The sequence below is a fragment of the Zymomonas mobilis subsp. mobilis ATCC 10988 genome (genome assembly GCF_000175255.2).
Classification (GTDB): domain Bacteria; phylum Pseudomonadota; class Alphaproteobacteria; order Sphingomonadales; family Sphingomonadaceae; genus Zymomonas; species Zymomonas mobilis.
Genome location: NC_017262.1, coordinates 1,269,508 through 1,291,048, shown reverse-complemented (window position 1 = coordinate 1,291,048; position 21,541 = coordinate 1,269,508). Strand labels below are relative to the sequence as shown.

The 21,541-nt window shown below is 46.4% G+C and carries 20 protein-coding genes and 1 tRNA gene; 14 read left to right on the top strand and 7 right to left on the bottom strand.

The features are described from left to right. Positions 1 to 37: 37 nt before the first annotated feature. The 5 genes from ZMOB_RS05755 to ZMOB_RS05735 are packed head-to-tail and all read left to right on the top strand — an operon-like array spanning position 38 to position 4,928. Positions 38 to 673, top strand: coding sequence for a phosphoribosylanthranilate isomerase (locus tag ZMOB_RS05755; RefSeq protein ID WP_011240489.1), 636 nt, complete (start codon positions 38 to 40; stop codon positions 671 to 673). Beyond that, positions 670 to 1,896: a tryptophan synthase subunit beta gene (gene trpB, locus ZMOB_RS05750; protein WP_011240488.1), complete on the top strand. Its 1,227-nt coding sequence runs from the start codon at positions 670 to 672 to the stop codon at positions 1,894 to 1,896. The genes ZMOB_RS05755 and trpB overlap by 4 nt, the downstream gene beginning before the upstream one ends. Continuing rightward, positions 1,893 to 2,717: a tryptophan synthase subunit alpha gene (trpA, locus tag ZMOB_RS05745; RefSeq protein WP_011240487.1), complete on the top strand. Its 825-nt coding sequence runs from the start codon at positions 1,893 to 1,895 to the stop codon at positions 2,715 to 2,717. Before trpB ends, trpA begins: the two co-directional genes overlap by 4 nt. Then, the gene (gene accD, locus ZMOB_RS05740) at positions 2,714 to 3,568 is read left to right on the top strand and encodes an acetyl-CoA carboxylase, carboxyltransferase subunit beta (RefSeq protein ID WP_014500874.1); all 855 of its coding nucleotides are present in this window, start codon (positions 2,714 to 2,716) and stop codon (positions 3,566 to 3,568) included. The genes trpA and accD overlap by 4 nt, the downstream gene beginning before the upstream one ends. A gap of 28 nt (positions 3,569 to 3,596) precedes the next feature. After that, entirely contained in the window at positions 3,597 to 4,928 is a 1,332-nt protein-coding gene (locus tag ZMOB_RS05735) for a bifunctional folylpolyglutamate synthase/dihydrofolate synthase (RefSeq protein WP_014500873.1), read from the top strand. Positions 4,929 to 4,948: 20 nt separating this feature from the next. On the opposite strand, the gene ZMOB_RS05730 is transcribed toward ZMOB_RS05735, so the two are convergent. Further along, positions 4,949 to 6,253 carry an AmpG family muropeptide MFS transporter gene (locus tag ZMOB_RS05730; protein WP_014500872.1) on the bottom strand — a complete coding sequence of 435 codons (1,305 nt, stop codon included), beginning with the start codon at positions 6,251 to 6,253 and terminating at the stop codon, positions 4,949 to 4,951. A gap of 385 nt (positions 6,254 to 6,638) precedes the next feature. Here ZMOB_RS05730 and ZMOB_RS05720 point away from each other — a divergent pair, with 385 nt between their 5' ends. From ZMOB_RS05720 to ZMOB_RS05705, 4 genes are all read left to right on the top strand, one after another. Next, a complete protein-coding gene (locus tag ZMOB_RS05720) occupies positions 6,639 to 7,907 on the top strand; it encodes a dicarboxylate/amino acid:cation symporter (RefSeq protein ID WP_011240483.1) in 1,269 nt (422 codons plus the stop codon). A gap of 138 nt (positions 7,908 to 8,045) precedes the next feature. Beyond that, entirely contained in the window at positions 8,046 to 9,578 is a 1,533-nt protein-coding gene (locus ZMOB_RS05715; protein WP_014500871.1) for a pseudouridine synthase, read from the top strand. Between the two features lie 16 nt (positions 9,579 to 9,594). Then, positions 9,595 to 10,146 (top strand): 16S rRNA (guanine(966)-N(2))-methyltransferase RsmD, encoded by a 552-nt coding sequence (gene rsmD / locus ZMOB_RS05710; protein ID WP_014500870.1) that lies wholly within the window; start codon positions 9,595 to 9,597, stop codon positions 10,144 to 10,146. Positions 10,147 to 10,209: 63 nt separating this feature from the next. Next, positions 10,210 to 12,516, top strand: a complete 2,307-nt coding sequence (locus ZMOB_RS05705) for an ATP-dependent helicase (protein WP_014500869.1) — start codon at positions 10,210 to 10,212, stop codon at positions 12,514 to 12,516. Positions 12,517 to 12,568: 52 nt separating this feature from the next. Here the strand turns inward: ZMOB_RS05705 and ZMOB_RS05700 are convergent, their stop codons facing one another. Next, positions 12,569 to 12,757, bottom strand: coding sequence for a glutathione S-transferase family protein (locus ZMOB_RS05700; protein WP_041573381.1), 189 nt, complete (start codon positions 12,755 to 12,757; stop codon positions 12,569 to 12,571). A gap of 114 nt (positions 12,758 to 12,871) precedes the next feature. On the opposite strand from ZMOB_RS05700, the gene ZMOB_RS09870 reads away from it, so the two are divergent. After that, positions 12,872 to 13,602 (top strand): IS5 family transposase gene (locus tag ZMOB_RS09870; RefSeq protein WP_099045774.1). Its coding sequence is split into 2 segments (ribosomal slippage): positions 12,872 to 13,172 and positions 13,172 to 13,602, totalling 732 coding nucleotides; the frame shifts between segments, so codons are not numbered across the junction. On the opposite strand, the gene ZMOB_RS05690 is transcribed toward ZMOB_RS09870, so the two are convergent. The 5 genes from ZMOB_RS05690 to ZMOB_RS05670 form a co-directional block, all read right to left on the bottom strand. Then, positions 13,592 to 14,065 carry a GrxB family glutaredoxin gene (locus ZMOB_RS05690; protein ID WP_252507252.1) on the bottom strand — a complete coding sequence of 158 codons (474 nt, stop codon included), beginning with the start codon at positions 14,063 to 14,065 and terminating at the stop codon, positions 13,592 to 13,594. The genes ZMOB_RS09870 and ZMOB_RS05690 overlap by 11 nt on opposite strands. 181 nt (positions 14,066 to 14,246) lie before the next feature. Next, positions 14,247 to 15,566, bottom strand: coding sequence for an ABC transporter ATP-binding protein (locus ZMOB_RS05685; RefSeq protein ID WP_012817251.1), 1,320 nt, complete (start codon positions 15,564 to 15,566; stop codon positions 14,247 to 14,249). A 26-nt stretch (positions 15,567 to 15,592) separates the two neighbouring features. After that, positions 15,593 to 17,347 (bottom strand): ABC transporter permease, encoded by a 1,755-nt coding sequence (locus ZMOB_RS05680; protein ID WP_014500867.1) that lies wholly within the window; start codon positions 17,345 to 17,347, stop codon positions 15,593 to 15,595. Between the two features lie 672 nt (positions 17,348 to 18,019). Then, positions 18,020 to 18,106, bottom strand: a tRNA-Leu gene (locus ZMOB_RS05675). A 128-nt stretch (positions 18,107 to 18,234) separates the two neighbouring features. Continuing rightward, on the bottom strand, positions 18,235 to 19,212 hold the full coding sequence (locus ZMOB_RS05670; RefSeq protein WP_014500866.1) for a 50S ribosomal protein L11 methyltransferase: 978 nt from the start codon (positions 19,210 to 19,212) through the stop codon (positions 18,235 to 18,237). A 126-nt stretch (positions 19,213 to 19,338) separates the two neighbouring features. Between ZMOB_RS05670 and ZMOB_RS05665 the strand changes: the two genes are divergently transcribed. From ZMOB_RS05665 to ZMOB_RS10200, 4 genes are all read left to right on the top strand, one after another. Further along, entirely contained in the window at positions 19,339 to 19,764 is a 426-nt protein-coding gene (locus tag ZMOB_RS05665) for a succinate dehydrogenase cytochrome b subunit (protein ID WP_011240475.1), read from the top strand. Then, positions 19,764 to 20,150 carry a succinate dehydrogenase/fumarate reductase transmembrane subunit gene (locus ZMOB_RS05660; RefSeq protein WP_014500865.1) on the top strand — a complete coding sequence of 129 codons (387 nt, stop codon included), beginning with the start codon at positions 19,764 to 19,766 and terminating at the stop codon, positions 20,148 to 20,150. The genes ZMOB_RS05665 and ZMOB_RS05660 overlap by 1 nt, the downstream gene beginning before the upstream one ends. 98 nt (positions 20,151 to 20,248) lie before the next feature. Next, positions 20,249 to 21,133, top strand: a complete 885-nt coding sequence (sucD, locus tag ZMOB_RS05655) for a succinate--CoA ligase subunit alpha (protein WP_014500864.1) — start codon at positions 20,249 to 20,251, stop codon at positions 21,131 to 21,133. 219 nt (positions 21,134 to 21,352) lie between these two features. Beyond that, on the top strand, positions 21,353 to 21,517 hold the full coding sequence (locus tag ZMOB_RS10200) for a hypothetical protein (protein ID WP_158306277.1): 165 nt from the start codon (positions 21,353 to 21,355) through the stop codon (positions 21,515 to 21,517). Positions 21,518 to 21,541: the final 24 nt, after the last annotated feature.

Here is a 21,541-nt window from a genome sequence, read left to right as displayed (position 1 = left end):
GAAGGGATCAACGGGTTTCTTTCCGGATGTAATAACAATGTCGGTTCGTACAAAAATATGTGGTTTATCCACAGAAGAGACAGTCGCGACTGCCGTCAGATATGGCGCAGACTACATCGGCTTTGTCTTTTTTGAAAAAAGCCCACGGTCGGTAACACCAGAAAAAGCGGCTATGCTGATCCGGCAGATCCCCGACCACGTCCAGAAGATGGGCGTTTTTGTTGATCCCGATAATAATTTACTGGAAAGAGCCTTGGCTTCCGGCCTAACGGGTTTTCAGCTACACGGCCATGAAACGGCTGAACGGATAGCTTCCATCCGCGAGACATTTCCTAAGGTAAAAATATGGAAAGCGCTTTCTATTGCCAACAGCCAAGATTTGGCACAGGCACCGCATTATCGCGGTTTAGCCGATCGGTTGCTTTACGATGCACGTACCGATGGCGTATTGCCGGGCGGTATGGGCAGGCGCTTCGACTGGCGTTTACTCAAAGAGTATAAACATCCTTTGCCTTGGGCTTTATCCGGCGGACTTGATGCCAATAATATAGCCCAAGCCGTCGCTATCACTGGTGCAGAACTGGTCGATATTTCTTCGGGTGTCGAAACATCACCCGGTATCAAGGATATGGACAAGATTGCCCAATTCCTTCAAGCGGTTCGTCTATTATGAAACAATCTAATTCTGTTCTTCCGAATTCTCTTCGCGCCCAACCTGATGCAGGAGGGCATTTTGGCACATTCGGCGGACAATATGTTCCCGAAACCCTGATGCCTTTAATTCTTGAGCTTAATCAGGAATATCGGCGCGCATTGAAAGACCCGTCATTCATAGCAGAAAGAGATGATCTGCTAGAGCATTATGTCGGTCGTCCTAGCCCGCTTTATTTCGCGCCTCGCCTGACAGAAGCCTGGGGCGGCGCAAAAATCTATTTGAAGCGTGAAGATCTTAATCACACGGGTGCGCATAAAATCAATAACTGCATCGGTCAGGTCTTATTAGCGAAAAGAATGGGTAAAACCCGCGTTATCGCGGAAACCGGTGCCGGACAGCATGGTGTCGCAACGGCGACCGTTGCGGCTCGCTTTGGTCTATCTTGCACGGTCTTTATGGGTGAACTGGATACAGAGCGCCAGCAACCCAATGTCTTTAGAATGAAATTGTTAGGTGCCGAGGTTCGTCCCGTTAAAGCGGGTTCCCGCACCTTAAAAGATGCCATGAATGAAGCCCTGCGTGATTGGGTGGCTCATATTGATGACACTTTCTATATTCTTGGCACGGCAGCAGGCCCCCATCCATATCCTGAAATGGTGCGTGATTTCCAATCCGTGATTGGACGCGAAGCCAGAGAGCAGATTCAAAAAGCAGAAAAGCGTTTACCGGATTTATTGATCGCAGCCGTTGGCGGTGGATCAAATGCTATGGGGCTTTTCCATCCTTTCCTTGATGATACAGATGTCGCTATGATTGGTGTCGAGGCTGCCGGTGAAGGCATGGAAACCGGTCGTCATGCAGCCAGCTTAACGGGCGGCGCACCGGGTATCGTCCATGGAAACCGCACCTATCTTCTTTATGATGAGAATGGTCAGATTAAAGATGCCCATTCGATTTCAGCCGGTCTTGATTATCCGGGTATTGGCCCTGAACATAGCTGGTTAAAAGACATAAAACGTGTCCGTTATGAAACCATTACGGATAACGAAGCCTTGGCCGCTTTCCAGCAGCTTTGCCGATTAGAGGGTATTATTCCGGCATTGGAATCTTCCCATGCTTTGGCAGAAGCCGCCAAAATAGCCCCGACAATGGGCAAAGACAAAGTCATTATTGTTAATCTTTCAGGGCGTGGCGACAAAGATATCTATACCGTAGCCAGCCATTTAGGGGTCGCGTTATGAGCCGGATTGCCAATACTTTTGCCAAAACAAAAAAAGAAAATCGGGCTGCTTTGATTGCCTTTCTGACGGCAGGTGATCCCTCTATTGAAGCGACCCCTGCCCTGTTGGATAGTCTGGTTGAAAATGGCGTCGATATTATCGAATTAGGGATGCCCTTTTCTGATCCGATGGCAGATGGCCCCGCTATTCAGAAAGCCAATCTTCGGGCTTTGGCGGCTAAAACTGGCTATAATGACATCTTTAGAATAGCCACGGAATTTAGAAAACGACATCCGGAAACGCCGCTTATCCTTATGGGATATGCCAATCCGATGACGTTTAAAGGCAGCGACAGCTTCGCCGCCTCTGCAAAAGAAGCCGGTGTTGACGGCATTATCTGTGTCGATATTCCGCCAGAAGAAGACGCAACCCTTGGTGTCGCAGTGCGCGAAAAAGGCATGGATATGATCCGGCTCGCCACCCCGACCAGTGATGAAGCGCGTTTGAAAATCATCCTCGATGGGGCTTCCGGTTTCCTCTATTATGTTTCTGTCGCGGGCGTTACGGGTCTGCAACAGGCAACTGAAGCCAGCATTGATGCCGCGCTTGATCGGATTAAAGCTGTAACAGATTTGCCGGTTGCCGTCGGTTTCGGTATTCGTTCACCAGAACAGGCCGCAGCGATTGCCAAAAAGGCTGATGCGGTTGTGGTGGGTTCGGCCTTTGTGTCTTGCATCGAAAAGGCTGTGACCAATCGCCAAGATCCCAATGCCGCCTTAGAAAAATTGGCTAAAGAATTAAGCACGGCCATTTCCGATGCCCGTAAGGAGGCCGCCCTATGAGTTGGCTCGAAAAAGTCCGAAACAAAATACCTTTTATTGTCAAACGAGAAACGCCTGATAATCTGTGGCATCGCTGCCCCCATTGTCAGACGATGATTTTCAACAAAGATTACGAAGAAAATCTGTCTGTTTGTCCAAAATGCGGCTTTCATGGCCGCATCGGGAGCCGTGCGCGTTTTGATTCCCTATTTGATGAAGGGGATTACAGCGTTCTTCCTCCGCCCGTCGTGCCGGAAGATCCGTTAAAATTCCGCGATACCAAACGTTATGTTGATCGTCTTAAAGCAGCCCGCCTTAAATCGGGCGAAAATGATGCGCTGCTTAATGCCAAAGGGCGGTTGGCAGGGCGTCAGACGGTTATTGGCGTTCAGGACTTTTCCTTCATGGGCGGTTCTATGGGCTTGGCGGTCGGAAGCGCTTTTGTGGCTGGTGTCAAAGCTGCAATAGAATGTCATTCGCCTTATATCATCTTTACGGCGGCAGGTGGTGCAAGAATGCAGGAAGGCATTTTGTCTTTGATGCAAATGCCCAGAAGCACGGCAGCTATTGCGGAGTTAAGAGAAGCCGGACTGCCTTATATTGTCGTCTTAACAGACCCGACAACGGGGGGTGTTACCGCCTCTTATGCGATGTTGGGTGATGTTCAGATTGCGGAACCCGGTGCCTTGATTGGCTTTGCCGGACAGCGTGTTATTGAATCGACCATTAGAGAGAAGCTCCCCGAAGGATTCCAGCGGGCAGAATATCTTCTTGAGCATGGTATGATTGATATGGTTGTTCCCCGTGCTGAAATGCGTGATCGTCTGATCTCGCTTGTGGATTATCTGCTTCCTGCCAATGAAGCGGCCTAAACATTCCTTGCTGTTCGAGATATAAATTATGGCCGATCACGCCCGTTCCGATAATCCAGATGTTCAATTCCAATTAGACAGATTGGCACGCCTCTCACCGGGAAGTGACATCTTGGGTCTAAGCCGTATCAGCGAATTGCTGGAACGGCTGGGACATCCAGAGCATCACCTGCCCCCAGTATTCCATGTTGCTGGAACCAATGGCAAAGGCTCTACTTGCGCCTTTCTAAGAGCGGCACTTCAGGCCGCCGGTTTGTCTGTCCATGCCTATACCAGTCCGCATCTGGTACGTTTTAATGAACGTATCAGAATAGCTGACAAGCTGGTCGATGATGATACCTTGGCTGGTTTATTAAAAGAAGTATTGGATATTGGTGAGGATGTCGGTGCTAGCTTCTTTGAAGTCACCACGGCGGCGGCCTTTTTGGCTTTTTCTCGGAACCCTGCGGATGCCTGCGTCATTGAAGTCGGTTTAGGGGGCAAGCTCGATGCGACCAATGTCATTACCAATCCGATTGTATGCGGGATTGCCCAGCTTGGGGTCGATCATCAGGCTTTTTTAGGCGATAATGCCGAAGATATTGCAGCCGAAAAAGCTGGTATTGCCAAAGAGACAGTGCCTCTGGTCACGCAGACCTATGAGCCTTCTATTGCGGCGCAGATCAAAAAAATAGCTGATGAGAAAAAAGCGGTTTGGTTGCCTCGTGGCAGCATATGGGAATGGACAGTTTACCAGAATGAGCTGCATTATCGGGATAAGGCTGGACGGCTCCATTTGCCTTTACCGCGGTTAAACGGCAGTCATCAGAATGAGAATGCGGCCTTGGCCGTTGCGATGCTGCGCCATCAGAAAGTTATTCAAATACCAGAGGCGGCTTATAAAGCGGCTATGGGATGGGCTTTCTGGCCAGCCAGATTGCAGCATGTCTCGGATGGTCGTTTGGTAAGCCAATTACCGGTTGGGGCAGAATTGTGGATTGATGGTTGTCATAATCCCGCCGCCGCCCCTTCAACGGCAGCTTTCTTCCAAGAACATGTCGAAAAAGAGAAGAAGCCTTTCCATCTTATTATGGGCATGCTCTCTAATAAAGACGCCGAAGGTGTTCTTCAGTTTTTTGGATCGACACAGGCTCGCTTCTATGCGGTTCCAGTGCCAAGCCATCCCTATCATTCGCCTGAATATCTGGTGTCTATCGCCCAGAAAAATGGAATGTCAGGGCGGATTGCGGCTTCACCGGAAGAAGCGCTTCGCTTGATAGCCCGCGAAGCCTCTCCCGATTATCCGCCGATCATTGCTATCGTTGGTTCTCTTTATCTGGCAGGCTCTGTCTTAAAAGCGAATGAAACACCACCAGAATAAGAATTTACTATCATGGGAGGCTATTTTTGATAGCCTTCCGTTTCGCTTATCGAGCGATCAACCATTCCAGACCGCATCATAAAAGCGTAAAGCAGGATACTGGGTAAGGCGATCACGGTCGTCAGAATATAATAATTCACGTAGCCCATGGCTTCTATTAGCGCCCCTGCTGTGGTGCCAGTCAGGAAACGCCCCAAGACACCCGCTAAAGCGCTCAATAAGGCGAATTGTGTTGCTGTAAAGCGAAGGCTGCATAGCGCAGATAAATAAGCGACAATGGTCACGCCGCCGATACCGCTTGAAAAATTTTCAAAGCCAACGGCAAAAATTAGCATTGGCATTGAATGCCCACAAGCCGCCAAAATAGCGAAGCTCACATTCGATATAGCCATTAACACAAGACTTAGCAGAACAGAACGCTTCATCCCCATACGGACAAAGAGAATGCCGCCGGCAAAAATACCGGCTAAAAGCGCAAAAAAGCCGATATTGACATCGCCTAATAATATTTCCTGCTTTGTGAAACCGAGGCTAACCAACAGATTGCGAAGCATCAGATTGGCCATTGTATCCCCGACTTTATGAAGAAGGATGAAGAGTAGAACCATCCAAGCGCCTTGCCGTTGCAAAAAATCACGCAGAGGATTGATAAAGGCTGCAACCATATCGCTGGGCGTTTTTAAAGGCTCTGGCTCGCGATATTGGTTAGGCTCGCCCATAAAAATAGAGGTTATCGGGGCAATCAGGACAAAAGGTGCGCAGGCAATATATCCGATATGCCAATTCCATTTATCAGCGAGCAGCAAGACGCCTGAGCTGGCCAGAAAAGACCCAATACGCCACCCATATTGAGATAATCCTGATCCGACACCTAAACGGGACGGATCTAATAATTCAATACGATAGGCATCTAAAGTGATGTCTGCTGTTGCTCCACAGAAGCCTAAGAAAATCGCCCAGAAAACGACTTGTTCCAGATTTCTATAAGGATCAGCTATGCCGAGCATCACGATAGCAAAGGCCGTTAGAATTCCACTCACCCAGAGCCAAGCGCGTCTTTGCCCGATCATTTTTGTGAGGAAAGGGATTGGACAACGGTCGATTAAAGGCGCCCACAACCATTTCAGGCTATACATCAACAAAGTTAGGGCAAAAGCCGATATTGATTTTTTATCAATCCCCGCATCTGACAATCTATGCGTCAAGGTTGCAGCGAGTAAAGTGTATGGTATACCGCTTGCAATACCGAGAAAAAATGCCGCAAGGGATGCTTTCTCAAAATAGGGCATAAAGGTATTTGCAATACGTTGCGCCCAATCCTTCATTCTCTTATGAATGGCTTGTTTCCTGCTAAAATATCAGATTATGTCTGCTTACGGCATAGCCTTAGCCGGAATTGTAACGAACATCCATATCGGAAGGGATGACTTTGAAATAGAAAATATCGAGCCGTCTTCTTTAAAAGAATTTTGTTTATTTGCAAAAATAAAAAAATAATTTTTAGTTTTATAAAAAAATTTCCTTCCTAAAGGAAATATTTTGGTTAAAAAACACAATCATATCAATTTCCGATAGGGAATTTCTTCTATCTTGTATTCAAGTTAAATTATTGCTCTAAATTAGTGGAATTTAAAAATTTTTCTGTTTGAAAAATAAAATTAAACATTTAATTTTATTCAAAATATTGAAATTATATTTTTGGAGAAGAGAGTGGCAAAAAGGCTCACCTTTTGGATAGTCGTAGCCTTGATCGCAGGCTTGATTATTGGCGCGATTATGAATTTGACTATCCATGACAAAAGCTGGATTGACTATCTGGTAGAAAATTATCTGTCGTTATTGACGGTAATTTTCTTGAAACTGATCAAAATGATCCTTTCCCCTTTGGTCTTTGCCACATTGGTTACCGGTATCGCCCATATGGGGGATGGCAAAGAATTAGGCCGTATTGGTCTTAGAACCATGTGCTGGTTTATCGGGGCAAGTTTGGTCTCGCTGGCCTTGGGGCTTTTGCTTGTTAATATTCTTAGACCCGGTGATGGCTTGAATTTTGTGCCGCCTGCGGCTTCTGCAAATCCTGTTGCCTCATCCGCCCCTGTCTTTTCGTTAAAAGATTTTATCAACCATTTGGTGCCGCAATCTGTCGTTGATGCCATGGCGCATAACGAAATCTTACAGATTGTTATCTTTTCGGTCTTTTTCGGTTTGGGGCTGGGTTCGCAGGGTAAAAAGGCAAGACCTATTTTGCGGGGTATCGAAAGCCTGTCCCATGTGATGCTTAAAGTGACCAATTATGTCATGTGGTTTGCGCCTTTTGCCGTTTTTGCGGCGGTGACATCGGTCATTGCTCAACGCGGTTTTGGCATTATTCTGACCTATGGTTATTTTATTGGCAGCTTTTACCTTGGTTTGGCTGTTCTTTGGGGTGTTATCCTCCTCGCAACGCGATTGGTTGTCGGGAAAGGTGCGCTTAACATTATACCGCTGTTGAAAGCGCCAGCGCTGATTGCCTTTACGACATCTTCTTCCGAAGCCTCCTTGCCGCCGACTTTGGAAGCGCTGGAAAATTTTGGTGTGCCGCCTCGGATCGCCGGATTTGTTTTACCATTGGGTTATTCATTCAACCTTGATGGCACCATGGTTTATTGCACCTTTGCCACGATGTTTATTGCACAATCTTACAATATTCATCCGCCAATGGGGCAACAGATCATCATGCTTCTTTTGTTGATGATTACCTCAAAAGGTATTGCCGGTGTGCCGCGCGCCAGTTTGATCGTTATCGCTTCTGCCCTTTCTTTTATGCAGATCCCAGAAGCCGGTATTTCCCTTATTTTGGCCGTGGATCACTTCCTCGACATGGGACGTTCTGCCACCAATGTTATTGGTAACGCTGCCGCGAGCATGGTTGTTGCCAATTGGGAAGGTGAACTGAAAATCCCCAGCAAAGAGGAAATTGCAAAAATAGGGGCTGAATAAATTTTTCATTTTTTATAGCCTGACCTGTGACAGGTCAGGCTATAGATGGTTGTTTGACAGAAGCTGTGATTCGCCTATGGCTGTTTCCGGTATTCCACGCCTCTTGCTACGGCCAAGCATTCAACCAGATAAGGACTTATGGTTTTCAATCGCCCCCCGAAATCCGGCAAAGGCCGGTCTCCGTCATCTAGAAATCCGGCTCGCTCCCAAACGACTTCAGAAAATAATAGATCACAAAAAACGTTACGCCCTTCTTTTGATAAAAAGAAGGAAGACAATACTTCCTTTCGGCATTTTGATTCTTCTGCTCGCAAAGATAAGCCTTATAAAAAGGCCGCAGGCTATTCTGACAACAGATCGCGTCAGGATAGAGCGCCTCTAAAAGCACGGCAGGATCGGCAAGAAAACGACCGTTTTTCGCGTCACAATCGCCCAGATTCAAATGACCGTTTCCAGCGGAACAACCAAAGACAAGATTTTTCAGAAAGACCGCGTTCTTTCCGTGACCAAAAGCCAGCGCAAAGCCGCTATTCTGGCGATAGAAAAACAGATAATTCTTATGGTTACCGCAAGGAAGCTGGCGATCGTTTCTCACGGAATGACTATCCGCGCACTGACTCCCCACGTGGAGAAAGACCTTTCCCAAATCGAAAAGGTGAAATGCGGAATAACGAGAACCGTCCTTCGCGCTTTTCTCGTGAGCCATCCGATCGTTCCGACCGTTTTTCGCGCAATGCTGGCTATCAAAATACTAGGTCTGATAACCGTTTTTCTGAAAATGCTTCGCGTAATTATGGTTATGCGGGAGAAAGAAACGACAGGCGTTCTGAAAGGCAAGGCTATAATCGCAATCTTGCCGTTAATCCGTCTTATTCACCGAATGCCCGCCCTTTCAGAAAAAAAGGGGCAAGTGAGCCGGCTTCGGCGCGGATACCGCGTGAACATGGCGAACAACGTATCGCCAAATTGTTATCACGGGCAGGTATTGCCAGCCGCCGCATGATTGAAGCCATGATCGAAGAAGGCCGTATTGCCATTGATGGCGTGACGGTTGAAAAACCCGCCACCTTGTTGACCTCGCTTGACGGTGTCACGGTTGACGGCAAACCGGTCAATGCACCGACAGAAACGCGGCTCTTTTTATATCATAAAGCTACCGGCTTATTGACTACTGAACGCGACCCCGAGGGACGCAAGACGATTTACGATCGCCTGCCCGCAGATTTGCCAAGGGTTATGCCGGTCGGTCGATTGGATATGAATACAGAAGGCTTGTTACTTCTGACAACCGATGGCGGATTCAAGCGGATGCTGGAATTACCGGCCACCCACATCGAACGTTGCTATCGCGCTCGTGTTTTCGGTGATGTTTCCCAAGATCAATTGGAAGAGTTGATCGAAGGCGTCACTATCGACGGGATTCATTATGGTTCGATTGATGCCAATTTGGAACGCCGGACGGGTCGGAATGGCTGGGTCGAAATGAAGCTGCATGAAGGCCGCAATCGTGAAGTTCGCCGTGTATTGGGTTATCTGGGATTACAAGTTTCGCGCTTGATCCGTATCAGCTATGGCCCTTTCCTTCTCGGAGATTTACCGGTTGGGGCGGTTGAAGAGGTTGATCCTGCGACCTTAAAAGCTTTTAAGAACACTCTGCCTGAAATGTCTTAGAGGATAATTTTTCACAATGAGAATTATTGCCGGAAAATGGCGGGGACGCAGTTTAAAAACACCCAATAGCGACACGACCCGCCCGACCAGTGACCGCGCCCGCGAAGCGCTGTTTTCGATGTTAGAAAGTCGTATGGGATCACTCGAATCCCTACGAGTAGCCGATATTTTTGCCGGAACGGGGGCGCTTGGTCTAGAAAGTCTGTCGCGCGGGGCGGCCTTTAGCCTGTTTGTTGAGCAAGACCCCGAAGCCTGTAAAATATTGAAGAGCAATATAGAAAAAATGGGCGCACAAGCGGACACCCGTTTAATGGCGCAGCCTGTTTCTTCCCTCGCGCCGATTTCGCAGCCTTTTGATCTTTTGCTTTTTGATCCCCCCTATAACAGTGGTGGAGCGGGTGCTTTATTAGAAAAACTGACCCGTCTGGGCTGGGCATCACCCTCCGCATGGGCAAGTATTGAAACAGCCAAGCAAGAGACAACCTCTGCCGGAGGTTGGGTGGTTGAAGCCGAAAGGACATATGGCAAATCCCGTGTCACCTTACTTCGGAGAGTAGCGGAATCTTAATTCCTATGGAATTCCTTTGCCTCATCCCTTGCTGATAAAGTTTTCTAGGCGTAATTTAACGAAGTGACTGACTCCTTGTATTCATCTTTTTCAGCCGAAACCCCACCAGAACCTGATTATCTGGCACGCCTCAATCCTGAACAGAAAGAGGTTGTCAGGACGACAGAAGGCGCCCTTTTGGTTCTGGCAGGGGCAGGAACGGGTAAAACGGCCGCTTTAACAGCAAGGCTGGCTTATTTGGTCGAAACCCTGAAAGCATGGCCTTCGCAAATCTTGGCGGTGACCTTTACCAATAAGGCGGCCCGCGAAATGCAAATGCGGGTAGGTGATTTGCTGGGCAGTCAGGCAGAAAACATGCCTTGGTTGGGCACATTTCATTCCATCGCAGCGAAAATGCTGCGCCGTCATGCCGAATTAGTCGGGTTAAAATCCGATTTTATTATTCTTGATACTGACGATCAAATTCGGCTTTTGAAACAGCTTATCCAAGGGCAAGGCATTGATGAAAAACAATGGCCAGCCAAACAATTGGCAGGCATTATTGACCGTTGGAAAAATCGGGGTTTAACACCCGATAAAATTGCAGGGAAAGAAGAAGATAGCTTTGCTGATGGTCAAGGTGCGGCGCTTTATCTGGCCTATCAAAAAAGACTGTTAAGCCTGAATGCCTGCGATTTTGGCGATCTGCTTTTGCATATGCTGGTTATTTTGACCCAGCATCGAGAGGTTCTGGACAGCTATCATGATCGTTTCCGCTATATCATGGTAGATGAATATCAGGATACCAATCAGGCACAATATTTGTGGTTAAGGTTATTAGCCCAGAAAAACCGGAATATTTGCTGTGTTGGCGATGATGACCAGTCTATCTATAGCTGGCGGGGTGCTGAAGTCGCCAATATTCTTCGTTTTGAGGAAGATTTTCCGGGCGCAAAGATTATCCGTCTGGAACATAATTATCGATCAACACCGCAGATTCTCGGTGCGGCATCAGGGCTGATTACCCATAATAATGCTCGCCTTGGGAAAACCTTGTGGACGGAAAGGGATCAGGGCGAAAAAGTCAAAATTATAGGCGTTTGGGATGGCGCAGAAGAGGCAAGGCAACTTGTTGCCGATGTCCAAAATCTGAGGCGTGCCAATATTCCCCTGAACAAGATGGCAATTCTTATTCGCGCCCAATTTCAAAGCCGCGAATTTGAAGATATTTTTATAGCAAAGAACCTCCCCTATCGTATTATCGGTGGCTTCCGTTTTTATGAAAGAGCGGAAATAAGGGATGCCTTGGCCTATCTTCGAGTTATTGCCCAACCGACAGACGATCTTGCCTTTGAACGTATTGTTAATGTGCCGAAACGCGGTATTGGCAAAAAGGCGATGGAAAAGCTTTATCAAGCGGCTTTTCTCGATCGCATTCCCTTAGCCGAGGCTGCTGAAAAACTGGTTTCAGAAAAAACACTGGGAAGCAAAATAACCCAGTCGCTTGGCCAGTTAATGAACGATTTTTCTGAATGGCGAAAAAGCCTGTCCGTCGTCAGCCATGCGGATGTTACCCGAAAAATGTTGGATGAATCCGGCTATAAGGCGATGCTTCGCGCCGTGAATGATGTCCAATCTGCGGGGCGGTTGGAAAATCTGACCGAATTAGCGCGTGCAATGGAAGAATATGATGACCTTGGCAGCTTTCTTGAGCATGTCAGCTTGGTCATGGATCATGAAAACGATCCGATAGATGATAAAATCACCCTTATGACGATGCATGCCGCCAAAGGCTTGGAATTTGACCATGTCTTTTTACCCGGGTGGGAAGAAGGCGTTTTTCCATCGCAGCGGTCATTAGATGAAGGTGGCCTCAACAGTCTGGAAGAAGAAAGACGCTTGGCCTATGTCGGTATTACCCGTGCCAAGAAATGCTGCACCATTTTTCACGCGGCCAATCGCAGAGTTTATGGTCAGTGGATAGCTTCGACACCTTCGCGTTTTATCAGCGAGTTACCAGACGACCATATAGATGAGAAATCACTTCTTCGAAAAAAGGCCCCTATATGGCGTGACATATGGGCAGAAGATAGATCCAAAAATCCGGCTTATAATTCTGCAAAAGAAGCTATTACGCCGCCATGGCAATTAGCTAGTCGTCGGGGTGCAGGTTGGCAAAGGGCGCAAAAAGCGGCCGCTTCGCCCTCTCCTGCGGTTAGCCATCCATTAAAGAAGAAGGACAGCCCTCAATATAAGATTGGCGACACGGTAAAACATGCTAAATTTGGTCAGGGTGTCGTCAATGAAGTGGATGGGGACAAGGTAACGGTCGAATTTCACGATAAGGATGTCGGCATCAAAAAATTACTTTCGCAGTTTGTCTCCTTGTAAAGATTCATAAAATAACAAAAGATTTGTTGTTTTTTAGTTATTGCCATTAAATCTACACTGCAAATTGATCGAGAAGACCAATTTTTGATGCTTTTGACATCGCCTGAAGATAGGTGGCAACCTCGACTGGATAATAGACATTTTTGACTATCGACAGACTGCGCAGAAAAGCGAAGAGATGGAAATCATCGGTAGATAATTCCCCATTAACCGCATTGGACTCATCAATTAAGGGTGCCAATTCTTCTAGGCTCAGGACCTGTTAATTTCTTGAGTTGAGCGGGCTGTTGTGATTCACAGGTTTACCGATGGAGGTGAAGCTGTAAGTGACGTGTTTTTGCTGTCTGAGCACCAGATGGAACGGATTAAGCCGTTTTTTCCACTGGCGCATGGTGTGCCGCGTGTCGATGACCGTCGTGTCCTGAGCGGGATCGTTTACGTGATCCGCAACGGCCTTCAGTGGAAAGACGCCCCGAAAGCGTATGGCCCGCACAAGACTTTATACAACCGGTTTATCCGGTGGAGCCGCCTGGGTGTCTTTGACCGGATCTTCGTCGCCCTGACGGAGCAGGCAGGCCGTTCGAAGCGTCTGATGATCGATGCAACACATCTGAAAGCACACCGGACAGCGGCCTCCCTGCTCAAAAAGGGGCTTTTCCCCGCCATATCGGACGCACGAAAGGCGGACTGAACTCAAAGCTTCACGCTGTATGCGATAGTCAGGGCCGCCCTGTCCGGCTGCATCTGACCGCAGGTCAGGTCAGTGACTTCAAAGGCGCGGATGTTCTGCTGGCAAATCTGCCGGAAGAAACACAAGAAATTCTCGGGGACCGGGGATACGACAGTAATAAAATCAGACAGTCTCTCGCAGACCGGAATATCACCGCCTGTATTCCGCCGAAGAAGAACCGGAAATCAAAGCCGCCTTACGACTGGCATCTGTATAAAAAGCGTCACCTCATCGAAAATATGTTCGCAAAGCTCAAAGACTGGCGGCGTGTCGCAACACGATACGACCGGTGCGCTCACATATTCATGTCAGCAATCCATATCGCAGCAAGTTTCATCTTCTATCTCAAAGAATGAGTCCTGAGCCTAGCAACAGATTCATTTCTTCGCGTAAGGATTCACTTTCCCCTAGCCAACGGCTAAAAAGCCCTGTCTGGGCTTCTTTCTTGGAAATGAAATAAGCGCGCGCGGCAGTGGTCGCAAAATCCTCAAAAGGCGCGCAGGCTATTCTCGGAATAATCAAAGAAGAGAATAGAGGCGTCACCCGTTCCAGCCAGTTTGCAATCTTGGATGAATTTCTTCCGGTAACAATAGGCGTGCCTAAATGGTCAATATGAGCCACAATATCCATACTTTCGGCGATAAAGCGGCCATCGTCTTCTAAAATCGGCAACATTTTTTTGCCAATCATCCGTATAGGATCAGTTTCATTGTCATTCAATAAGACTATTTTTTCGAAATCAATGTTTTTCAGGCCAAAAATCATGCGCGCTTTGACACAGAAGGGGCAATGCTCATAAATAAATAGCTTGAAAGCCATAAAATACGGTCTCTTTTTCAATCGGGTGGTTAAGACATCCCGATCATAATTCTGATAAAATAGAAATAAATGACCGTTACATCGGTTTGGCTTGTTACAGAAAAAACGGCTGGGGTAAGGACAGTTATCTATCCTGTCCGGTAGAATGATACCTGCCCTCTACCCTCAAAGAAAAAGTGGCTTAGCTTGGATTATCCAAGGTAAATAGATCGGATTCTTCATCATAGGCGAAATATTCAGCATAGCGTGCCATACTAGTAACTGCCTTGATCGTATCATTGGCAGCCTCTTCTGACATGTAATCCTGAAGCTCCTCACGGAAACGTTGTGCCGAGGCTTTGTGGCTAGGCCTTTCATCCAAGATACAACGAATATGAGCCGCCAATGGCACATAGACGGAAAGCTGTTGCGAAAAGAGATGCTTACGATCGTCAAGCTCGCTTTCGACAAAACGCTGTCCCAAAGGCGTAAGACGGATATCGCCTTTTTCCATCTCGACAAAACGCAATAATTGCAGCGTTTCACCAACCGGAAATAAATCGTCAATTTCAAGGCGCAGACTGGCTGCAAGAGGGGGAAGGTCAGCCTTGCCGTTATAGGGAGGTGCGGCAATCGTTTCGATCAAACCAGCCAATTCGTTAACCGAGACCTTGGGCAAGACAATAGCGATACCATTGCCGACAAAAGGTTCGGAAGGAAGCGTAGCGGTGCCATCCGTTTTTGAGGTCATCAGAGAATAAATTTCTTCTAAAATCTCTCTGAAAGCAGGATCAAGCCGATTTCTGGGCTGAGGTAAATCAACATGGATTTCTCCAATGATATGCCCCGGATTTGATCCAAAAATCAAAATATGGTCACACATCAATACCGCATCTTCGATATTATGCGTCACCATCAGAATGGCTTCTATTGGCATTCGGCCTTCTGACCAAAGATCAAGTAAATCATTCCGTAACGTTTCGGAAGTCAGCACGTCCAAGGCAGAAAAAGGTTCATCCATCAATAAAAGTTTAGGATGAACGACAAGAGCGCGTGCCAATCCAACCCGCTGGCGCATACCTCCAGACAATTCTTTAGGATAAGCACTCTCGTAACCATCAAGGCCAATCAGATCGATAGCGGACAAGGCTTGCCGCCGCCGCTCTGCCGGTTTGATACCCCTCGCCTCCAGACCGATTTCAACATTTTCAAGAACCGTTAGCCAAGGAAAAAGCGCAAAATTCTGAAAGACCACAGCGACATCGGAAGATGTTCCTGAAATCAGTTTACCTTCAAAAGTAACCGTGCCTTTCGTCGGCTGAATAAGCCCCGCAATAGCCCGCAAAAGGGTTGATTTCCCAGATCCAGAACGCCCCAATAACCCGACGATTTCACCCCGACGGAGTTCCATATTGATGTTATCCAGCACAGTGATTTGGCCAGATGTTCCATTGTCATAGCTCTGACAGACATCTTGCACTGAAACGAGTGGCGGATTTTTAACAAGGACAGAATTATCCATAACCAAGCTCCCATCAGGAAAGGCTTTTAATTGAAACGGATACGACGCTCGGCAAAGGCATAAAGCGGCCGCCAAAGGATCCGGTTAAAAAAGGTAACGAAAAAGGCCATGACAACAATGCCAAGGACAACCCGTCGGACATCGCCTGCGGTTGTCGCGTTAGCAATATAAGCACCAAGGCCATAGGCTTCGAGTTGAGTGTTGCCCCAACTAGCGACCTCGGCAACAATGCTGGCATTCCAAGAACCGCCAGTCGCGGTTAAAGCGCCCGTAATATAATAAGGGAAAATACCCGGTAACATGACCCGACGCCACCATGTCCACGACCGTATTTGATAGACGGCGACAGCTTCCTTTAAATCTGTCGGGAAAGAAGCGGCTCCGGCAATAACGTTAAACAGAATATACCATTGCGTGCCGAGAATCATCAAAGGTGAAAGCCAAATATTGGGATTGGCACCTGTGACAACAATCGCAATGACGACAAAGGGAAATAGGACATTGGCAGGAAAGGCCGCTAAAAATTGGGCAATGGGCTGGATATGCTGTGCCAAGGATGGACGGAGTCCAATCCAGATGCCAACTGGCACCCAAAGCAGGCTGGCGAGCATAATTAATACGGCTACGCGCAGTAAAGTCATCAAGCCGCAGCTAAAAGATATCCAGACATCCTGCCAAGAAAGTGCCTGACGTAAATAATCAAATGTAACCCAACCACCCCAAAGGATGGCGGACAAGACACAAAAACCCCAAACATAATCCCCTATTTTACTATGCGTATCGGAATTAGCCGGATTGACCTGATTTTCAGCCGAGGAAAACCGGATCATCATCAATTGCTGGCCAATCCATAGAAAGGGAGTTGATAAACGCTTTATCAGACGCGTATGGCGAATAATGTCATAGACCCATGAATTGACTTTTTCTTTGCTCGTTGATTGTTCAACTTTGAATTTTTCAGCCCAAGCCAAAATAGGTCGAAATAAGAGCTGGTTATAAAGAAGAATGATAACGACCATTGCCAAAACAGCGGCGGCAATGGCGGAGAAGTTTTTCTCATCGATCGCTAACGCCAGATATGACCCGATGCCCGGTAAACGAATATCCGTATTCCCAACGGTGATGGCTTCGGAAGCGACAACAAAAAACCATCCCCCCGACATTGACATCATCGTATTCCAAATCAAACCGGGGGCGGCAAAAGGCGCTTCTAATCGCCAAAAACGCTGCCATGCAGATAGTTTAAAACTACGGCATACCTCATCAAGATCAGTCGGAATACTGGTCAGTGACTGATAGAATGAAAAAGCCATATTCCAGACTTGGCTTGTAAAAATAGCAAAGATAGATGCACATTCAGCACCGATTTCTTGCCCTGGGAATAGCCGAAGGAAAAACGTCACGGTAAAGGTCAGAAAGCCCAGAACTGGCACTGATTGCAAAATATCCATTGCCGGAACAATAATTTGCCCTGCCCTGCGATTTTTAGCCGCGAAAGTGGCAACCACAAAGGTAAAAACCAAGGATATTAAAATACCGGCAAACATGCGCAGGGTTGTCCGCAACGCATATTCTGGCAAATGACCAATCCCTAAAGAAATGGGCTGTTTTTCCAAGAGTGCTAAAGAGCCGCTCATATCAGAAGTGCCATGGACAACAAGCGCAATAGCCCCGCCGAGCAAGGTAAACGCGACCAAGTCATAAATATTCGGCAATATTGGGACACGGGAAAAGGCCGGATTTGCACGCGGCTCTATGCTATTATGAGGAAGAAAGACCATAATAGACCTCATCATCCATGATAGAATAAAATAAGCATACCTTATCTATATTATAGAAAAATAACTTAATTTTACTCAATACGATAAATATAAAATCATTCATATTTTAGAAAAAATATGAATTTACGATAAATTAATAAAAAATGAGGTAAATTTTATCGGATTGGATCAAGAAAAGGGTAATAATAAAAAGATTGCATTATTGAATATGCAATAAAAAAGCCGTTATTGATCATTCTATCTCTCCCGAATCTATGGGGAGCCAAGGCAGCCTTTCAATCGGCTTTCTTAGACAAAAACAGCTGGAAAAATGCCTCATATTTGGGACATTCTAAAAGCCGGATAAAATCAAAATCATTTCGGCATTAGAAACATTTTGAAACATGGACATCCCTGCTCTGTTACCTGACTTTTGTCAAGATTAGATCATTCTAAAAAAGATACGGGATAATTTTGTTACAAAGTCTTTAATATTCTCATTAGGATGCGAATTTATAGATGTCGCTTTGGCGGTTAGCGGGTCTAAAACTCTGGAAAAAAGTTTTAAAGAAGGAAGAGAAAACTCTACCAAAACAAGAATATAGATAAGGGAAATATGGAGCAGATCGCAGGATAGCTAGGGTATTTAGCTATCTATTTAATTTTAAAGGAAAGAAATAAACTCGACGTGTTTGGTACGGGTGGTCGGACTCGAACCGACACTCTATCGCTAGAAACGGATTTTGAGTCCGTCGCGTCTACCAATTCCGCCACACCCGCACAAAAGCGCTACTTGAAGCGTTTCGCTGTATAACCAGCTAAGGTCAACGCGGATGCCACAAGTAACGCCTTCCGTCCAGTCTATTTTTTACTTTTTTTGCATTTTTTATCAGAAAAGCTCAATTTTTTTAGAATCTTGGCCGTTTCACTAGGCGAAGTGTTGGCCAATCACCCAAAACAACCCGATCAGCCAAACGCATACCCAAATTTTTATAGGCTCGACAGACGGCTTGCTCTTGCTCTGCAACGAGCCCGGCAAGAATCAGAGAGCCACCTTTCTGTAAAGCTGGGACAAAGGACGGTGCCAATTCAATCAAGGGCCCTGCCAAGATATTGGCAATCAACAAATCATAGGGCGCACGCCGTTTTAATTGGCGATTATCCATACCGGCAGCCACAACCATTTCAACCTGCCGACATCCCATGCCCAAAGGCACATGGTTAACGACTGCGTTTTCTTTGGCGACTTCTACAGCGACCGGATCAATATCTGAAGCGATTACGCGCGCGGAATGCCATAAATGGCGGGCGGCAAAGGCCAATAAACCCGTGCCGGTGCCGATATCGGCGACATTATGAAAATTTTGACCGGCCTTCTTCATCCGGTCAAGCATCGTCAAACATCCAGTTGTTGTTTCATGATGTCCGGTACCAAATGCCCGTCCGGCATCAATAACAAACATCTTTTTGCCTTCTTCAGGCGCAACCGCATTGCTGGGCGTGCAGACCAGAAAGCGTCCGGCGCGAACCGGTTCCAGTCCGGATTGGGACAAAACAACCCAGTCTTCTTCTTCGATATGTTCTATAATTTCTTTTTCTAAGGCCGAAGTCGGAGCCAAAGCCCGTATAGACTTAATTTCTTCAGCCTTTGGTTCATGGTCAAAATAGACATCCAAACGCCATTCTTCGGGGCGTTCTGGATCAGGTTCAGTCACCATAATAACAGGCGGCTCATCCAGCAGGGCAAAAGCCCCAATTTCACCATCAGCAACCGCCTGCGCTTCGTCTTTGCTGCAAGGTAAAGTCAGTTTCCAGCTACCGTTACAAGGGGCGTTAAAAGGGAATCCTGTTATCATATCTCCATTCCCTTGTTTTCTATTACCCATGGCGCCCAATCCATCCTTTTTCTATTTCGTGTTTTAAAAATTTAAACAGTTCATCATTTGCTTGATATCATCTATCAGCTAAAAGATATTTTTTGATATTTCCCCTGTTTAATCGGAGTATTTCTTGTGGCTCGGTCGACGGCTTCTTCTTCCTCTTCTCGCAAGACAGCATCGCCCGACTTTCAAAGAACGGCGACTTTGTTGCATCGCTTAACGGCACTGGCAATTGCTTTTATTGGTTTTCCGCTTTTTACCCTATGGTTATTAGCGGTATCAACCAGTCCAGAAAATTATGCGCTCTTCTGGCATTATATTATTCATAGCCCTGATAAGAACAGCTTTGCCTTTTCCGTTAATATTATCAGCCGTATTATAGGGGTCATGCTCACATGGTGTTTTTTCTATCATGTGATGTCTGTAATAAGGCTTAATACCCTTAAACGGCTGCAACGCCCTTCCCTTTATAAAAATTACTTTTTTTACTCTGCCACAAATATGGTCGCTCTTATTCTAACCTTGCTGGTTTGGGGCATTATTTTTCTCGGGGCATAATGATGAATTCTTACAGTGACAGCCCGCTATCTGGAAATCACCGTTATCGTGATAGCCATCGAACCGATTTTTATAAAAAACTCACGGCGGCGGCTAATCTTCTTTTATATGTTTGGTTGATCGTCTCTTTTCTGGAATTACCGGTCTATGATTTTAATGTCATTAGACGTTGGGTAGCCCAGACCATAGTCGCCTTGCCGATGATTTTTCTGGCCATATCGACCTATGGCTATGCCTGCTCTTTTGTGGATAAGCTGTTTTCAGAGGAGCGTTTTCCAAAAGCAGGGCTGTATTTCCAGATAGCCGCCTATTTTTACATGATAATTTTTGCAGCGATCGCGGTCTTTTCAATTCTGAAAATCGCTTTTCATTCTAGTATAAGCTAATTATTCAGAAAACTAATCCCTAATTCTCTATTATATAAAATATTAACACGAGGTCTGTGCGCAGACCGCAGACCTTTACGGGTCAGGAGAAAAAACAGATGTCCATTCTTGCCAATGCGACAACCAAAGTGATTACGCAGGGCATCACTGGCCAACAAGGCAGCCATCATACAGCCCAATCTTTGGCCTATGGCACAAAAATGGTCGGTGGTGTGACCCCAGGCAAAGGGGGGCAAACCCATCTTGATCTGCCGATTTTCAATTCGGTAGCCGAGGCAAAACAAAAAACCGGTGCCGATGCTTCCATGATTTTTGTACCGCCTGCTTTTGCAGGGGATGCTATTCTTGAAGCTATTGATGCGGAAATTCCGCTGATTGTAACGGTCACCGAAGGTATTCCAATTTTGGATATGGTGCGGGTAAAACGGGCTTTGACCGGTTCCAAATCGCGTTTAATTGGCCCGAATAGTCCGGGATTATTAACCCCCGATTCCGCCCGTATCGGCATCATGCCGGGTGCGATTTTCAAAAAAGGTTCTGTCGGTATCGTTAGTCGTTCTGGCACCTTGACCTATGAAGCCGTTTTCCAAACCAGCCAGTTGGGTCTGGGACAGTCAACGGCTGTCGGAATCGGTGGTGATCCGGTTAATGGCACCAATTTCATCGATATTCTCGACATGTTCCTTGATGATGATGCAACTGAATCCATTATCATGATTGGTGAAATCGGTGGTTCGGATGAAGAGAATGCCGCCGAATTTTTGAAAGAGCAGGCCAGAAAAGGCCGCAAAAAACCAGTAGCTGGATTTATTGCCGGTGTTTCTGCGCCTCCGGGGCGGCATATGGGACATGCTGGGGCTATTGTTTCCGGTCATTCCGGCAGTGCGGCTGCTAAAATAGAAGCCATGGAATCGGCTGGTATTGCGATGACGCCTGATCCATCAAAGATTGGCCATACGTTGCTCAATTTGCTTAAAAAATAGAATAAAAAGCCTCTTCATAGGGGCTTAGAATAAAAATATATGGCTGATTTTGATTTGAAATTATTATTTTTTATCTGTCAGCCATAATTTTCATGTCAAAAAATTAAATCAAAATCTATTTAATATTACAATTTGCGCCCTATCCAGATAATTCTATTTTGCCCATTCTTAAAAACGAACCGGTTACCAAACGGTATCAAATCCTGAATAGGGGACAAGATGGGCAGCATCGATAGCCATCAAGCGAATAAAACGCCTTTTCATAAAGAAGAAAGCAAAATTTGGACAGAACGGGGCAGTAAAGATTATTTGGTAACCAGTTTTGCCTTGTTTCTAGGTTCTGTTGACAAAGGGTATAATTTAAGATTTTTAGAGATAACTTGAGGACAAGTTTTGTAGGGTAGATAG

Excerpts from the sequence above, each read along its gene's own strand:
- ZMOB_RS05755 (WP_011240489.1), top strand. The coding sequence starts at position 38 with ATGTCGGTTCGTACAAAAATATGTGGTTTATCCACAGAAGAGACAGTC.
- ZMOB_RS05680 (WP_014500867.1), bottom strand. The coding sequence starts at position 17,347 with ATGGTCTTTCTTCCTCATAATAGCATAGAGCCGCGTGCAAATCCGGCC.
- accD (WP_014500874.1), top strand. The coding sequence starts at position 2,714 with ATGAGTTGGCTCGAAAAAGTCCGAAACAAAATACCTTTTATTGTCAAA.
- rsmD (WP_014500870.1), top strand. The coding sequence starts at position 9,595 with ATGAGAATTATTGCCGGAAAATGGCGGGGACGCAGTTTAAAAACACCC.
- ZMOB_RS05670 (WP_014500866.1), bottom strand. The coding sequence starts at position 19,212 with ATGGGTAATAGAAAACAAGGGAATGGAGATATGATAACAGGATTCCCT.
- trpA (WP_011240487.1), top strand. The coding sequence starts at position 1,893 with ATGAGCCGGATTGCCAATACTTTTGCCAAAACAAAAAAAGAAAATCGG.
- ZMOB_RS05690 (WP_252507252.1), bottom strand. The coding sequence starts at position 14,065 with ATGGCTTTCAAGCTATTTATTTATGAGCATTGCCCCTTCTGTGTCAAA.
- ZMOB_RS05685 (WP_012817251.1), bottom strand. The coding sequence starts at position 15,566 with ATGGATAATTCTGTCCTTGTTAAAAATCCGCCACTCGTTTCAGTGCAA.
- ZMOB_RS05715 (WP_014500871.1), top strand. The coding sequence starts at position 8,046 with ATGGTTTTCAATCGCCCCCCGAAATCCGGCAAAGGCCGGTCTCCGTCA.
- ZMOB_RS05735 (WP_014500873.1), top strand. The coding sequence starts at position 3,597 with ATGGCCGATCACGCCCGTTCCGATAATCCAGATGTTCAATTCCAATTA.
- sucD (WP_014500864.1), top strand. The coding sequence starts at position 20,249 with ATGTCCATTCTTGCCAATGCGACAACCAAAGTGATTACGCAGGGCATC.
- trpB (WP_011240488.1), top strand. The coding sequence starts at position 670 with ATGAAACAATCTAATTCTGTTCTTCCGAATTCTCTTCGCGCCCAACCT.
- ZMOB_RS05660 (WP_014500865.1), top strand. The coding sequence starts at position 19,764 with ATGATGAATTCTTACAGTGACAGCCCGCTATCTGGAAATCACCGTTAT.
- ZMOB_RS05730 (WP_014500872.1), bottom strand. The coding sequence starts at position 6,253 with ATGAAGGATTGGGCGCAACGTATTGCAAATACCTTTATGCCCTATTTT.
- ZMOB_RS10200 (WP_158306277.1), top strand. The coding sequence starts at position 21,353 with ATGGGCAGCATCGATAGCCATCAAGCGAATAAAACGCCTTTTCATAAA.